We start from the raw sequence: 16,492 nt of genomic DNA on the forward strand, positions 1-16,492 counted from the left end.
GTTTCATCTTACTATATATTTATGTAATTTTGAATTGCTTTTACGTGTTAACGTCGTTCTTGAGTAGCTTGATTATCCGTAAACGTTGCTTGATTATCCGATTTATGCTCTCGATTATCCGAAAACGTACTCTCATTATCCAGTTTCGTCTCACCATTATCCGAAAACGCACTCTTTCACAAGATTTCCACAAAAAAATAGAGCACCCGATGAATTCCATCGAGCCCTCTACCAAACATAAAACTAAGTTTTCTAACGAATTTCCTTAAGTCATTTAAAAATTCTCAAACGTTCCTTCTTCTTCGGTCATAGACTTCCACGGATATGGCGGCGCGACTACGAGTTCACTTGAAATGACTACATCCTCGAGCTGATCGCGCATTTCTACACGTATCACAACCTGATGCTCTTTTTCTCGCTTTTCGACAAGAGTAAGCTTTAGATGTACAGATTCGTAGTGATACACTGGTTTATCGTAGGAGTGCGATTCTTTCATAATAACAGATCCAGGACCAGGCAGGTGCATCGACACGGCCTTTGTAATCATGCCGTGTAGCATTACTTGAGGCACGATCGGGCGTTTATAAGGCGTTCGCGTCGCATAATCATGCTGAATATAGATCGGATTTGCATCATCCGTAAAACCTAAGTATAGCAAAATATCCTTATCTTTTATCTCGATTGTTTGTTCAAATTCGTCGCCTACCTGACAGTCTTTGAATGTCTTACCGAGCGTTTTTCTTTTCGAAAACATGGTCATCCCCCTCACGTTAGTAAGCGCTTTCAAAACTTATGGAGAAAGAAGCGGCCACAACGGACCGCTCCCTAACACCTATAATGCTTTCATTACATCGCGAACAGAGTCGGCTGATTTATCAAGCGCAGCTTTCTCCTCGTCTGTTAATTCAAGCTCAAACACTTTCTCAATACCGCTACCACCAAGGATAGTTGGTACGCCTAAATAAAGATCGGAATAGCCGTACTCTCCTTCTAAGTAAGCAATAGTTGGAAGGATGCGTTTTTTATCCTTTACAATTGCTTCAATCATTTGCGTGATCGCAGCAGCTGGCGCATAATACGCGCTTCCATTACCAAGTAAATTGACAATCTCGCCGCCACCCTTACGAGTTCGCTCGACGATTTGCTCGAGACGATCCTTTTCAATTAGCTTTTCTACCGGAATACCTCCGACAGAGCTGTAGCGTAGCATCGGAACCATATCGTCACCGTGACCACCTAATACAAAGCCTTGCACGTCCTCTACAGAGACATTTAGTTCTCTTGCAATAAACGTGTTAAAGCGCGCTGTATCAAGTACGCCAGACTGACCAATAACACGATTCTTAGGGAATCCAGATTCCTTATAAACCGTGTACGTCATCGCATCAACTGGATTTGTTAATACAATAATAAAGCAGTCAGGTGAATATTTTACGATTTCCTTCGTAACACTTTTCATAATTCCAGCATTTGTGCTAATTAAATCATCACGACTCATACCAGGTTTTCTCGGAATACCGGCAGTGATAACAACAATGTCTGATTCAGCTGTATCCTCATAGTTTGAGGTACCAATTATATGAGAGTCAAAGCCTTGAACGGGACTCGCTTCTAACATATCGAGTGCTTTCCCTTTTGTCGGATTCTCGTTATTTGGAATATCGATTAATACGACATCCCCGAGCTCCTTCTGAGCAGCCATTAAAGCTGTCGTTGTACCTGTGAATCCACCGCCAACGACAGTTATTTTTCGACGTTTGATCGTAGTCATACGTTACGCACGCTCCTCTGCTTTGTAATGAGTGTCTCTTATAGGTTGCTAATTAGTGCGTCACCAAATTCCGAACATTTCACTTCCGTAGCCCCATCCATGAGACGAGCGAAGTCATACGTTACTGTCTTGCTTGCAATCGTCTTATCCATTGCCTGCTCGATCATGTCCGCAGCTTCTCCCCATCCTAAGTGGCGAAGCATTAGTACGCCCGATAGAAGGACAGATGATGGGTTTACTTTATCTTGTCCCGCATACTTCGGTGCAGTACCGTGAGTTGCTTCAAAGATAGCGTGTCCAGAATCGTAGTTAATATTTGCTCCTGGCGCGATACCGATTCCGCCTACTTGAGCTGCTAATGCGTCAGAAACATAGTCACCGTTTAGGTTCATTGTTGCTACTACATCAAACTCTTTTGGACGAGTAAGGATTTGCTGTAGGAAAATATCAGCGATAGAATCTTTTACGATGATTTTTCCTTCTGCTTCTGCTTTAGACTGAGCTTCGTTTGCAGCATCTTTGCCTTGCTCTTCTACGATGCGGTCATATTGAGCCCAAGTGAATACTTTATCACCAAATTCTTTTTCAGCAACTTCGTAGCCCCAGTTTTTGAAAGCTCCTTCAGTAAACTTCATGATATTACCTTTGTGAACAAGTGTAAGGCTCTTACGTCCTTCGTCTACTGCATACTGAAGCGCCGCACGTACAAGACGCTCTGTACCTTCTTTTGATACTGGCTTAATACCGATACCAGAAGTTTCAGGGAAACGAATCTTCGTTGCTCCCATTTCGTTTTGTAGGAAGTCAATAAGCTTCTTCGCTTCGTCTGTTCCTTCTTGATACTCGATTCCTGCATAGATATCCTCAGAGTTCTCACGGAAGATAACCATATCTGTATCTTCTGGACGCTTAACAGGTGAAGGTACACCGTTGAACCAACGAACTGGACGAACACACGCAAAGAGGTCAAGCTCTTGACGAAGTGCTACGTTTAACGAGCGGAAACCGCCGCCGATTGGCGTTGTTAGAGGGCCCTTAATTGCGATGATATACTCGCGGATTGTATCAAGTGTTGCTTCTGGTAGCCATTCGCCTGTTTGTTCGAATGCTTTCTCACCAGCTAAAACTTCTTTCCACTCAATGGACTTCTCGCCATTGTAAGCTTTGTCTACGGCAGCTTCAATAACACGTGAAGCTGCTTTCCAGATGTCTGGTCCAATTCCGTCACCCTCGATATAAGGGATAATTGGGTTATTTGGTACGTTTACTTCTCCGTTAGTTACAGTAATCTTTTGTCCTGACATGAAAAAAAACCTCCTAAATTTTATGTAGAGAGGAAACCAGTGTGGCCTCCTCCTAAATATTGTAGCATGTTTGATTAACGATCTTCGATGGAAATCCACTCTTGCTTATCTGGACCCGTATATTCCGCACGCGGACGGATAAGACGGTTGTTTTCGTATTGCTCTAAAATGTGCGCAATCCAACCAGATACACGGCTTACAGCAAAGATTGGTGTAAATAAGTCATGATCAATGCCTAAGCTGTGATAAACAGATGCAGAGTAGAAATCAACGTTTGGTAATAAGCCTTTTTCGCCTACAACAATCTCATCGATCTTCACAGACATCTCATACCACTTCGTTTCACCAGTAATATCCGTCAATTGACGTGACATTTCTTTTAGGTGCTTCGCACGTGGGTCGCCATCTTTATAAACACGGTGACCGAAGCCCATGATTTTAACTTTACGAGATAAAGCATCCTTAATGTACGCTTCTGCTTTATCAGCTTCGCCAATTTCAGCAAGCATTTGCATCACGCGCTCGTTTGCTCCACCGTGAAGTGGACCTTTAAGCGCACCGATTGCTGCTGTAACGCCTGAGTACATGTCAGATAATGTTGCTACACATACGCGAGCCGTAAATGTAGAAGCATTTAGCTCATGATCTGCGTGAAGCACTAATGCTTTATTGAATGCTTCTTCGGAGATTGCGTCTGGCTCTTCTCCATTTAGCATGTATAGGAAGTTAGCTGCAAAGCTAAGCTCCTCTTTTGGTGCGATTGGATCTTTCCCTTGTCTGATGCGAGCAAAAGCAGTTACGATTGTCGGCATTTGAGCCTGTAACTTAATTGCTTTTCGCTTATTAGCCTCTTCATCTGCTTCGTCAGCCTCTTCATCAAACAATCCTAAGTTTGAAACAGCCGTGCGTAACGCCGCCATAGGATGGACTTTATCAATAGGGAATGAACGTAGCTGATCAATTACTTCGGAAGGTACAGAAGCCGCTTTTGCAAGCTCCTTTTTGAAGGAATCTAGCTCAGATTTAGTAGGTAATTTGTGGTTCCAAAGCAGGTAAACAACCTCTTCAAAACTTGCATTATCTGCTAGATCGTCAATGTTATAGCCGTGGTATGTTAACACGCCATCAATAATCGAACTTACGCTTGATGTAGTAGCTACTACACCTTCTAATCCTTTAGTTGAACTCATGCTACCTCTCCTTTACAAATGAAATGCGGGAATTATGAACCCGTTTGCGCGAAGGAACTTGGTGTAAACGTAACCTGTGAAGGAATCTATTATATCGATATAATGAATACCCTAACTGCTCACAAACAAAACCTGCTTGATATGGCAAAGATATGTTAGAAAGCGGTTACGAAAAACCTTAATCGCTTGAACCAAAATAGCATCAATTATGTATTTGGTTTGATTACGCTTCCTATTATACCATTTTTCACATTTTTGTGAACTCATAAATCCTAAATCCAACAAAGATTCATACTTATATTATTATTTTAATTTGTCTTACAATTCACAAACTACCCTCCCCATTAGCCACCTAATGAGGAGAAAAATTGTACAGCCCGCATTGCTAAATACGCGATACCAGCGCCAATTAAAGGACCTACCGCAACCCCACCAAACAGAGCGACAGCGAGGATTGTTCCTACTACTAGCGCTACAGTAATGTGTGGATCATTTTGCAGGAGATCTATCCCGTTTGCTGCGATAATCGCAACGAATATTCCTGAACCAAGCGCAATCCATGCATAGGAAGATTTTATCGCTCCCTGCAAATCACGTAAGCCAATCTCACCCGTTACTATCGGTACAAGCACAGCTATTGTAATAATTGTTACTCCTATTTGAATACCTCTTGATTGCGCAAACGGTAGAATTCGATCCCCTAATCCGCTCCATTGCACGATAAGCAAAAATGCGCAGGCTATTATAAGAGACTGATTCTTAGCAAACATGCCTATCGCAAGTAAAATGAGCATAAAGATAGTAGCCTGTGACATTCGTTAATTCCTTTCTAGATTAAAACTTTCTTCCCATCCCGTTCATGTAAATAAAGTTACCATTTGACGCCATTTTTTGAAAGAAACGCTGGAGGATTTGCTTAAAGCCTTTGCGTGTTGGCGGTAGCAGTAGTAAGAAACCAACCGTATCGGTTAGGAATCCGGGTGTGAGAAGTAGTAGTCCACCAATTAAAATACAGACTCCATCAAGCATTTCCTCGCCGGGCACCATGCCTTGTTGAGACTTGAGTTGCGCTCTTCTATACGCTTGTAGCCCCTCTTTTTTAGCAAGCCACGCGCCTATGATACCTGTTAATACGATCAGTCCAAATGTTGGCCAGATGCCTATCCAATTCCCAGCCAAGATAAATACAACTATTTCAAGAGCTGGTACGATGATCATTAGTAGCAGAAATATTCTACCCATAGTCTTGTCCTCCTATTCTGTGACGCCATGTGGACGACGTCCTTCTATCTTATATACGGCGCAGGTGATTCTGCGTTTCTTTTATTATACTAATTTTAAGTCGGGTATGTCGCTTTTATTGAGAGGTTATTGTTTACGCACTAGATTCTCTTCTCGTTTGTTGGAGACTCTATGATCTTTTTAACCCTTCGTGTGTAATGCGCACATGAACAGCTTTTATGCGCGAAGTGCCACATTATCAAAACCCTTACTGATTCATTCGCGCTAGTTGCTAGTAAAGTTGTAGGTTTGCCTATTGAAAGTTGCTAAGGAGGAAATTCATATTGTTTAACATGATGGTTAACTAGAATGAGTAATGGTTTTGTAGCTTTGTGATTTAGTTAAGTGCCTTAATTGGTTTTTATGTGCCGCATTTCAGAGTTATGGACTTTATTCTGGACTTATGTTCCACATTTGAAAGTTATGGACTTCGTCCTCTTTTTGCACTCTGTTATGTGCCTTATTTGGTTTTTATGTGCCGCATTTCAGAGTTATGGACTTCATGCCATAACAGCTACCCCAAACAGCACCGATGATCAACCCTCACAAAATCAAGAGAGACTTAGCGCATCTCTATGCGCTAAGCCTCTCTTTCAAAAACGTCTTTATTATAGAATGCTAGCTGAACCTTTGTAGATTTTCCCTTGTGTACCATCGACTGTGATTAGTTCACCGTCATTTAATAAGTTCGTTGCGTTTTCAACGCCAACTACTACAGGGATTCCAAGGTTAAGACCTACTACGGCAGCGTGAGATGTTAATCCGCCCTGCTCTGTGATGACAGCACTTGCTTTTTCGAATGCTTCCATCATGTCGCGGTCTGTCATTGTTGTTACAAGGATGTCACCAGTTTGTGTTTTGCGGATTGCTTCTTCAGCAGTTTTCGCAATAACAACGTTCCCCTTTGTCACCTTGCGGCCAATACCTTGACCAGAAGCTAATACTTCTCCAACAACGTGGATCTTCATAAGGTTTGTTGTACCTGTTTCACCAACTGGAACACCAGCTGTAATAACAACCAGGTCTCCGTTTTTCACTAGACCAGTCTTCGTTGCTTCGTCAACAGAAAGCTGAAGCATTTCGTCTGTTGTATCTACTGCTTTACCTACGTGCGCGTCTACACCCCATACTAGAGATAGAGAACGGCTTACACGCTCGTCGCTAGTTACAGCAACGATCGTAGCTTCTGGACGATACTTCGAAATCATTTTAGCTGTGTGTCCACTTTGAGTAGCTGTCAGAATAGCAGATGCCTCAAGGTTTAACGCAGTGTGAGCCACAGATTGGCTGATTGCTTCAGTGATTGTGTGCTCGCTCTCTTTAGAAATACGACGAAGAATTTCTTCGTGCTTTAACGCAGACTCAGCGCGCACGGCAATGTTAGCCATTGTGTTTACTGATTCTACCGGATACGTTCCTGCTGCTGTTTCACCAGAAAGCATGATAGCATCTGTGCCATCAAAGATTGCGTTTGCTACGTCAGATGCTTCCGCGCGCGTTGGGCGTGGGTTACGTTGCATTGAATCAAGCATTTGAGTCGCAGTGATAACTGGCTTACCTAGACGGTTACACTTTTTGATAAGCATTTTTTGTACAAGTGGTACCTCTTCAGCTGGAATCTCTACGCCAAGGTCTCCACGAGCAACCATTAGTCCGTCAGAAACTTCAAGGATTTCGTCGATATTGTCGACACCCTCTTGGTTTTCGATCTTAGGAATAATTTGAATGTGTGCAGCTTGGTTCTTTTCAAGAAGCTCACGAATTTCAAGAACGTCCGAAGCGCGACGAACAAATGATGCTGCGATAAAGTCTACATCTTGCTCGATACCGAATAGGATATCATTTGCATCCTTTTCTGTAATACCAGGAAGGTTTACGCTCACGTTTGGTACGTTAACGCCTTTTTTATTTTTAAGTGTGCCACTGTTTAACACTTCTGTGATTAGCTCTTCGTCACGCACTTCCGTTACTAGTAGCTCGATAAGTCCATCGTCTAATAGTAGCTTTGATCCTACCTCTACATCCTTAACAAGACCAGGATACGTGATAGAGATGACTTCGTTATTACCAACTACTTCTGTCATTGAAACGCGAAGTTTTTGACCTTTTTCAAGCTCAGCCACGCCACCTTCTAACGTTTGCGTACGAATCTCAGGACCCTTAGTGTCTAAAAGAATAGCTACACTTTTGTTTGCTTCCTTTGCAGCTTCACGAATCGATTTAATACGAGCTCCGTGCTCTTCAAAATCTCCGTGAGAGAAGTTTAGGCGAGATACGTTCATCCCAGCGTCAATTAGCTTTGTTAATTTCTCTTTCGACTCACTTGCTGGTCCGATCGTACAAACAATTTTCGTTTTCCTCATTATGTTATTCCTCCTATGATTTAGTCGCTTTTAAAAAGCTTGGGAAAATACCCATAGAAAAGCCAGGACACGCAAGTGCCCTAGCTATGCTCATTAAATCGACAGTTCCTTAGATAGCTGGTACATCTCTTCGTCTAACACATTCTTTTGAGCTAAGGCATCATCAATATCATGATGAACGAGTACGTTTTGCTGAATTCCAACCATTTTACCTGCTTGTCCTTCAATCAATAGTTCTACTGCTTTAGCTCCTAAACGACTAGCAAGAACGCGGTCTTGAGCAGTTGGAGAACCACCGCGCTGAATGTGACCTAACACGGTTACACGAGTTTCTAACTGAGTAGCCTCATTGATCGCTTTACCAATATCAACACCAGAGCCTACGCCCTCTGCAACAATGATAATACTGTGCTTTTTGCCACGGTCATGGCCGCGCTTTAATCGTTTAATAATGTCTTCCATATTCTCACTTACTTCTGGCACCATAATCGTCTCGGCACCGTCTGCAAGACCTGCCCAAAGTGCAAGATCTCCTGCATCGCGGCCCATTACTTCGATTACATATGTGCGTTCGTGAGATGTTGCTGTGTCACGAATCTTATCCACAGCATCAATAACTGTGTTTAAAGCTGTATCGAATCCGATTGTAAAGTCTGTGCCTGGGATATCATTATCGATTGTCCCTGGAACCCCTACAGTCGGGAAGCCGTGCTCTGTTAATTTTTTCGCGCCTTGGAATGAACCGTCTCCACCAATTACGACAAGACCTTCAATACCAAATTTCTTTAATTGCTCAATACCTTTTAGCTGACCTTCACGAGTTTTAAACTCTTCACAGCGAGCTGTATATAGCTTTGTTCCACCTCTGTGAATAATATCACCTACAGAACCTAGCTCAAGCTTTTCAATATCACCATTGATTAAGCCCTGATACCCATAATAAATACCATACACTTCTAAACCGTGATAAATCGCCTTACGGACGACTGCGCGAATCGCAGCGTTCATGCCTGGCGAGTCGCCTCCACTAGTGAGAACTCCAATACGTTTCATCTAAATCGTTCACCTCGAATTTTGGCATACTTTTTTCATATGGTTTTAAAATAACACTTTCGAAATGCATTTACAATAGAGATCAGACCTCTTACTTTAGCCTACTGCGACAACGGTTTGAAAGTATTACTTATTTACCAACGATGACACCGTTTACATCGGTATACTCTCCGATTTTATTAAATTTTTCGTAACGTTCGTAAACGAGCGCTTCTCCGTCAATATTTGTAAGCTCCTTTAACGCTTTTTGCAAGGACTGCTTGATATACCCAGTCTGCGTCTCCATATCTCGATGTGCCCCGCCCCTTACTTCAGGAACTACCTCATCAATTAAGCCCAGCTCTTTTAATTCAGGAGCTGTGATTTTCATTGTTTCTGCTGCGCGCTTCGCTAGGCTTGCATCCTTCCATAGTAAAGCGGCCGCACCTTCTGGTGAAATAACGGAGTACGTCGAGTTTTCGAGCATCAGAAGGCGATCTCCTACACCTAACGCTAACGCTCCCCCACTTCCACCTTCTCCAATGACGATACAAATAATTGGGACGCGAAGACCCGCCATTTCAATTAAATTACGAGCGATTGCTTCACTTTGACCGCGCTCTTCCGCTGCTCTACCTGGGTAGGCCCCTTTTGTGTCGATGAAATTGATAATCGGTCGACCAAACTTCTCTGCCTGCTTCATAAGGCGTAATGCTTTACGATACCCTTCTGGGTGAGGCATTCCAAAGTTGCGGCGAATGTTATCCTTTGTATCCTTCCCCCGCTGATGACCTATAACCGTTATCGGTTGTCCTTCAAACATAGCAATTCCGCCAACTATCGCTTCGTCGTCTCCATAGGTACGATCTCCATGCAACTCTAAGAAAGAGGTGAATAAGCGATCAATATAATCTTGTGTTGTTGGACGTTTGCCGTGTCTCGCAATATGCACGCGATCCCACGCCGTCATGTTGCCGTAAATATCTTGTTCTAACTGCTCTAAACGCTTCTCTAATTTCTCAATTTCTCCAGACATATCAATCTCTTTTTCCTCCGTAAAGGCTTTGAGCTCTGATATTTTATCTCGTAACTCTGTAATTGGCTTCTCGAACGGTAATTCTTCTGGCATGCTTGATTCTCCCCTCTATGCTGAATGAATCGCAACGATTGTTTTTAATGTTTCTTTCATTTCATGTCGATGAACAACCATATCCAATTGCCCGTGCTCCATTAAAAACTCGGCCGTTTGGAAATCATCCGGTAGCTTTTGGCGAATCGTCTGTTCAATGATTCGTCTTCCCGCAAATCCAATAAGTGCGCCAGGCTCTGCGATATTAATATCGCCTAATGATGCGAAACTTGCAGAAACCCCACCAGTAGTTGGATGAGTCATGATACTTACAAATAGAAGCCCCTCTTCGTGCAAGCGTCTGAGTGCAGTACTTGTCTTAGCCATCTGCATAAGACTAAAGACGCCCTCCTGCATTCTCGCGCCACCAGAGGCTGCAAACATGAGGAATGGCTTGCGTTCTTCAATCGCAATAGAGATCGCACGCACCATCTTTTCGCCCACAACAGATCCCATACTCCCCATTCGAAAGCGAGCATCCATGATCCCAACAATGACTCCGTAGCCATCAATAGTACCACGGCCCGTCACAACAGCTTCGTTTAAGCCAGTCTTTTCTCGGTCCATCGCAGACTTTCGCTCATATTCGGGGAAGCCAAGGGGATCCTTCGCAATCATGTCGCGGTCAAATTCCTCGAAGCTACCTTCGTCAAGCGTCCACTCAATGCGATCCTCGGCACCTATACGATGATGGAAGCCGCACTGGTCACAAACAAGTTTGTTGTTACGAAGCTCTTTTATGTAACTAATAGATTTACATTTAGGACATTTACTCATTAACCCTTCTGGCACTTCTTGCTTTGCTTTTTCAGAAGGGATGGTTGCATATTTCGGTTTTTTTGAAAATAAGTCCCTTATCATAGGAAATCACCTCATAAGTTAGGTTTTAAAATTGACTATTTGCTAAGTGAATATTCATTTTATCAACGGCTCTACTAACATCTCTACATTTAATTGCTTCGACGATTGACTCGTGCTCCTCTAAAGCATGCTCCATGCGCCCTTCTCTTGATAGGGATTCTCTAAGCGCGACTTTACTATATTCGACGAGCGGTCTCCAAATATTCATCATGAGTTTATTTTGACTGATTTGAACAATTGTTTTATGAAAGAGGATGTCCTCCTCTACAGGAATGTGGCCATCACGCCATACGTGGTAAGAATCACGAAGAACATTCTCTAATTCTTCTACTTCCTCGGCTGTCGCTCGGTCACATGCGAGCCTGACAGCTTCTACCTCTATCATTCGCCTTGTCTCTCTAAGATCCCTTCTCGCTCTCGGATCCTGTAAAAAAAAGCTTGCCAGAATTTCCGCCAATCGGTGACTTCCTGCTTGCTTTACAAAGGTGCCTTCTCCTTTTCTTGTCTCAATTAAATCTAATAGCTCTAGAGAACGCAGTGCCTCTCTGACAGACGATCTTCCTACCTGTAGTCGCTCTGATAGATCGCGCTCAGAGGGTAGCTTGTCCCCGGCACTTAAATCATTTGTCATGATTAGTTGTTCAATCTCTTTTAAGATCCGAACGTATACCTTATTTTCTGTCACCGCCATGGAGGTCCTCCTAGTCTTATAAAATGGGGGGTAGTAAACCTCTAAAGGGTTGCGGCAGATAGGAATCCCCTACTCGCCACAACCCTATAGATGTTAGGAAAGCTATTCTTCGATCATTGTAAGCTCCATCGTACGCTTCCAAACTTCCTCTGGGTCTACTTTACGTCTTGCTACGCCTGTTTCCATCGCTGCTTTTGCTACACTTCTTGCTACAGCTGGAGCAATACGCGCATCAAAAGGTCCTGGAATGACGTAGTCTGCATGACGCTCTTCGTCAGTTACAAGGTCTGCAATTGCTTTAACCGCTGCAAGCTTCATTTCTTCGTTAATATGCGTGGCATACACGTCTAATGCCCCGCGGAAAATACCAGGGAAAGCAAGTACATTATTCACCTGATTTGGGAAGTCTGAACGACCTGTACCAATAACAGCTGCACCTGCCGCTTTAGCTAAGTCTGGCATAATTTCAGGTACTGGATTGGCCATGGCAAAAATAATAGGATCTGCATTCATTGACTCGACCATCTCAGGTGTTAATGCTCCTTCAACAGATACACCGATAAAAACGTCCATGTCCTTTACAACTTCCTCTAGCTTCCCATCCACTTTATTACGGTTTGTCACTTGAGCAATCTCATGCTTTAAGTCGTTCATTCCATAAGGACGCCCTTCGTAAATAGCACCCTTTGAATCACAAAGAATAATGTCTTTTACACCCATTGTGCGTAAAAGCTTTAAGATGGCAATACCAGCTGCACCGGCTCCATTAATAACAACTCGCACTTCGCCCATGGTCTTGTCCGTGATGCGCAGTGCATTTAACAGTCCAGCAGCTGTTACAATTGCCGTTCCATGCTGATCATCGTGGAAAACTGGGATATTCATTTCTTTTTTCAGACGCTCTTCGATTTCAAAGCAACGAGGTGCCGCGATGTCCTCTAAATTAACGCCACCGAAAGTTGGTTCCATTAGTTTTACCGTTTGAACAATCGTATCTACATCCGTTGTGTTTAAGCAAATAGGAAATGCGTCTACTCCCGCGAAGGATTTAAATAGCACAGCCTTTCCTTCCATAACTGGCATTGCTGCTTCAGGTCCGATATTCCCGAGTCCAAGTACGGCTGTTCCATCCGACACAACGGCTACCATATTTCCTTTCACCGTATAGTCATAAACCGTTTGAGGATCTTTAAAAATTTCTTTACAAGGCTCTGCTACGCCTGGTGAATAAGCTAACGACAAGTCACGCGCATTACGTACCGGGACTTTTGCTTTCGTCTCAATTTTCCCTTTTTTAATACGGTGCATATGTAATGCTTCTTCTCTTAGTGTCGCCAAACATTCCACTCTCCTTATCATTGTCCGATTATCTAAAGTGGTCTGACCACTTTTAAGCAATTTTTATTATAACAAAAAAGGGTGTACATTACACCCTTTGATTTTTTAACACGACATTTTTCACACCTAAAAGTCCTTTAAGCTTTGTGATAAACGAGGCATCAACGCCAACATTCCACATCTCCGATAACCGAATGACCTGATTTGTTGACTCGTACTTCATCACAACCTTCGTATCTCCAGGCGTATCTTCTAATAATTTTTTTAACTCGTCGAGTCCCGTTTTCTCTTTCACAGTAGGAATAAATAAATAAAGAGTTGGCTCTCTCTCCGCCTCTGCTCGCTCCATGAGTGTCTCGACTGTCGTACATTTATCTAGTATAAGACTAAGCTCTCCTGAATATTCTTGGAGCTTCCCTTCAATAAACAATTGATCTCCTGGAGTTAGCTTAAGCTGATGCTCTTTATACTGCTTAGGGAAAACAGTAATATCTAATTCGCCACTTTCGTCACTTAAAAGAACGAACGCCATTTGTTCCTTCTTTTTCGTTTCGATTGCACGCACGGACTCCACAAGACCGGCGACCCGAACAGACACGTGAGGCTTTTGCTCCTTCGCTTCCGCAATCGTCATCCGCTTATACGTGCTAAGTAGCTCCATGGCCTCCTCTAGTGGATGACCCGACAAGTAAAATCCGACGGTCTCTCTTTCTAAGCGAAGTCGCTCTAAAAGCGGAAGCTCCTTCGCTTCTTTATACGTCGGACGAACATCCTCTTCGAAGAAAAGAAAGTCGTCGCCCTGCTGACGTTTTTCCTGTTCTTTTTCAGCAAACACGAGCGCTTCATCTAAAGAAGCTAAAAGTTCATTACGGTTCGGATGAATATCGTCTAAGCTTCCGCTCACGATAAGCACCTCTAGTGCACGACGATTGAGGACATGTTGCAAGCGGTCAACGAAGTCAAAGAAGTCTGCGAATCGCTTTTCCCGACGTGCATCGACGATCTGTTGCATCGCCCGGTAGCCAATATGTTTAATCATCCCTAACCCTAAACGAATCGCGTCTCCTTCAAGCGTACAACGTACGTGACTCTCCGTGACAGATGGAGCAAGGACAGCTATCCCCATCTTTTTCGTCTCATTCACGTAGTCAGCTAGCTTCTCGTGGTGATGAAGGCTCGTATCCATAAGTCCAGACATGAAGGCATGTGGGACATGCGCCTTTAAATAGGCAAGCTGGTAGGAAATCATGGAGTAGGCGACCGCATGACTACGGTTAAATCCATAGTCGGCAAAACGCACGATTAAATCATAGACAGTAAGAGCATCCTGCTCCGAATAGTCAAGGCGACGCGCTCCATTAACAAACTGCTCTCTTCCTTGTTCTAAATCCTCACGCTTCTTTTTACTAACGGCTCGACGTAATAAATCTGCCTCTCCAAGACGATACCCAGCCATTTTGGCAGCTATTTGCATGATCTGCTCTTGATAAATCATAACCCCGTAAGTTGGCTTTAAAATGTCCGTTAAATCAGTATGTGGATATTGAACTGCCTCTTTCCCATGCTTTCGATTAATATAGACAGGGATTTGTTCCATCGGACCTGGACGATAAAGAGCATTTACTGCCACAATATCTTCAAAAGAAGTAGGTTTAAGACGACGTAATACACTCCTCATCCCTTGAGATTCAAGCTGAAATATACCAGATGTATCACCATCACCTAATACCTTAAAGGTCGCTTCATCTGACGACGGAAGGTTTTCTATGTCTATCGCATTCCCCTGCTCGCGAGATAAATAAAGCACGCGTTGCATAAAGCTTAAATTGCGCAATCCTAAAAAGTCCATTTTAAGTAGACCGATTTTTTCTAAAACACCCATGGGGTACTGCGTGATGTATAGTCCATCGTTACCTGATTGGAGTGGTACTAAAGAATCGAGCCGCTCTTTACTCATCACGATTCCGGCCGCATGGACAGAAGTATGTCTCGGCAGTCCCTCAATCGTCTCCGCGATCCGATAGAGACGCGCAAGCTCCTCATCTCCATCGACAAGCTCTTTAAATCGCTTCACTTCCATCGCATCCTTGAGCTTGGTCTGAGGCTTTGATGGAACAAGCTTCGCAAGCTGATCAATCTTCCGTGGGTCAATTTGGAGTGTTCGCGCACTATCTCGAAGGGCCGCTTTAGCCGCCAACGTTCCAAACGTGACGATTTGCGCGACTCGCTCCTTTCCATACTTATTCGCAACGTATTGGATAACGAGATCCCGATCTATGTCAGAAAAGTCGATATCAATATCCGGCATGGAGACACGCTCTGGATTTAAAAACCGCTCAAATAATAGCCCGTATTTAATCGGGTCCACATTCGTTATTTCCAACACGTAGGCAACGAGGGAACCTGCAGCCGATCCTCGACCAGGTCCTGTAGGAATCCCTTCTCGGTGAGCAAATTGCATGAAGTCTGCGACGATCAAAAAATAATCTTCAAACCCCATGTTGCCTATAACGGATAGTTCATGCTGAAGTCGCTTTTGAATGTCCTCTGTTATGGCTTTCCCATAGCGTTTATGAAGCCCTCTGTCACACCACTCTGCTAATTCTCGTTTACTATCTGCGACATCAAAAGACGGAAGGTGTAATTCATTCATTGGTGGCTCAAACGAGCACATATCCGCTATTTCACGAGTGGCTCGAATCGCTTCTGGCAAAGAGGAAAAGTGCTCTACCATTTCTTCTGGACTCGTTAAATAATTTTCTTCTGCGGTAACTGTAGGCAGTTCTTCAATCGAACACCCTAGCTTAATCGCATGAAGTGTTTTTGTTGCTTCCATATCCTCAGGATATAAAAACTGCACATGATTAGATGCAACTGTTCGAATTGTGTTTGCTTTTGCAAAAGCGCTCACATCTAAGAGCTTTTGACGTGCCTCTCTCGTACGAATAGGCTGAAGCTCCACATATACGTTTTCCGTCATGGCTTTAAGTTGTTTATATATAGCAAGGGCGTCTTGTCCTGACATTACAGCAGCTTGAATGGGTCCTTCGATAAATGGCGAAATAATAACGAAATTAGAAGCGAATTCTGCAAGTTCTTCATACGTAATAAATCGCTCGCGCTCCTCTTTTGTATTACATATCGTGACAAGCTTTACTAGGCCTTCATAGCCAGACTGATTTTTAGCGAGTAAAAGAAGCCTGGTACTCGCTGACTCCACGCTTATTTCCACGCCGATAATAGGCTTTATCTCATATTTTTGACATGCTTCAAAAAACGGGATCGCCCCGTACATCGCATCAATATCTGTTAATGCTAACGTGTCATAATGAAGTTCTTTTGCACGTCTCACTAAACCATCAATTCTAGCCGCACTTTGAAGTAAGCTATATTCACTATGTACATGCAAATGTACGAAACTCATTGAAATCCCTCCTTTCTTTTTAGTTTACCATGGCAACAAACAAAATACGAACGTAAGTTCTATAAATATTCTCATATAATTCAATCTCTCTGCATAGCTATAAAAAGG

13 protein-coding genes are annotated in these 16,492 nt (G+C 43.2%); all 13 read right to left on the bottom strand.

Annotated features, from left to right (window positions below):
- Positions 1-274: 274 nt before the first annotated feature.
- The 13 genes from FLK61_RS14015 to dnaE all read right to left on the bottom strand — a co-directional run bounded on the left by FLK61_RS14015 (position 275) and on the right by dnaE (position 16,384).
- A complete protein-coding gene (locus tag FLK61_RS14015) occupies positions 275-754 on the bottom strand; it encodes a MaoC/PaaZ C-terminal domain-containing protein (RefSeq protein ID WP_176010013.1) in 480 nt (159 codons plus the stop codon).
- A gap of 78 nt (positions 755-832) precedes the next feature.
- Positions 833-1,771, bottom strand: a complete 939-nt coding sequence (gene mdh / locus FLK61_RS14020) for a malate dehydrogenase (RefSeq protein ID WP_176010014.1) — start codon at positions 1,769-1,771, stop codon at positions 833-835.
- Positions 1,772-1,809: 38 nt separating this feature from the next.
- Positions 1,810-3,075: an NADP-dependent isocitrate dehydrogenase gene (gene icd, locus FLK61_RS14025; protein ID WP_176010015.1), complete on the bottom strand. Its 1,266-nt coding sequence runs from the start codon at positions 3,073-3,075 to the stop codon at positions 1,810-1,812.
- Positions 3,076-3,149: 74 nt separating this feature from the next.
- Positions 3,150-4,265, bottom strand: a complete 1,116-nt coding sequence (citZ, locus tag FLK61_RS14030; RefSeq protein ID WP_176010016.1) for a citrate synthase — start codon at positions 4,263-4,265, stop codon at positions 3,150-3,152.
- A 344-nt stretch (positions 4,266-4,609) separates the two neighbouring features.
- Positions 4,610-5,080 carry a DUF441 domain-containing protein gene (locus FLK61_RS14035; protein ID WP_176010017.1) on the bottom strand — a complete coding sequence of 157 codons (471 nt, stop codon included), beginning with the start codon at positions 5,078-5,080 and terminating at the stop codon, positions 4,610-4,612.
- Positions 5,081-5,099: 19 nt separating this feature from the next.
- Complete coding sequence (locus FLK61_RS14040) at positions 5,100-5,507, bottom strand: FxsA family protein (RefSeq protein WP_176010018.1); 408 nt, start codon at positions 5,505-5,507, stop codon at positions 5,100-5,102.
- A gap of 647 nt (positions 5,508-6,154) precedes the next feature.
- A complete protein-coding gene (pyk, locus tag FLK61_RS14045) occupies positions 6,155-7,909 on the bottom strand; it encodes a pyruvate kinase (RefSeq protein ID WP_176010019.1) in 1,755 nt (584 codons plus the stop codon).
- Positions 7,910-8,002: 93 nt separating this feature from the next.
- On the bottom strand, positions 8,003-8,962 hold the full coding sequence (gene pfkA / locus FLK61_RS14050) for a 6-phosphofructokinase (protein WP_176010020.1): 960 nt from the start codon (positions 8,960-8,962) through the stop codon (positions 8,003-8,005).
- A 130-nt stretch (positions 8,963-9,092) separates the two neighbouring features.
- Entirely contained in the window at positions 9,093-10,070 is a 978-nt protein-coding gene (gene accA / locus FLK61_RS14055; protein WP_176010021.1) for an acetyl-CoA carboxylase carboxyl transferase subunit alpha, read from the bottom strand.
- Between the two features lie 15 nt (positions 10,071-10,085).
- On the bottom strand, positions 10,086-10,931 hold the full coding sequence (gene accD / locus FLK61_RS14060) for an acetyl-CoA carboxylase, carboxyltransferase subunit beta (RefSeq protein ID WP_176010022.1): 846 nt from the start codon (positions 10,929-10,931) through the stop codon (positions 10,086-10,088).
- Positions 10,932-10,956: 25 nt separating this feature from the next.
- Positions 10,957-11,622 carry a FadR/GntR family transcriptional regulator gene (locus tag FLK61_RS14065; protein WP_176010023.1) on the bottom strand — a complete coding sequence of 222 codons (666 nt, stop codon included), beginning with the start codon at positions 11,620-11,622 and terminating at the stop codon, positions 10,957-10,959.
- 102 nt (positions 11,623-11,724) lie between these two features.
- Positions 11,725-12,960 carry an NADP-dependent malic enzyme gene (ystJ, locus tag FLK61_RS14070; protein ID WP_283811854.1) on the bottom strand — a complete coding sequence of 412 codons (1,236 nt, stop codon included), beginning with the start codon at positions 12,958-12,960 and terminating at the stop codon, positions 11,725-11,727.
- An 88-nt stretch (positions 12,961-13,048) separates the two neighbouring features.
- Positions 13,049-16,384: a DNA polymerase III subunit alpha gene (gene dnaE, locus FLK61_RS14075; RefSeq protein ID WP_176010025.1), complete on the bottom strand. Its 3,336-nt coding sequence runs from the start codon at positions 16,382-16,384 to the stop codon at positions 13,049-13,051.
- Positions 16,385-16,492: the final 108 nt, after the last annotated feature.

The organism is Paenalkalicoccus suaedae, from assembly GCF_006965545.2.
In the GTDB taxonomy this organism is placed as follows: domain Bacteria; phylum Bacillota; class Bacilli; order Bacillales; family Salisediminibacteriaceae; genus Paenalkalicoccus; species Paenalkalicoccus suaedae.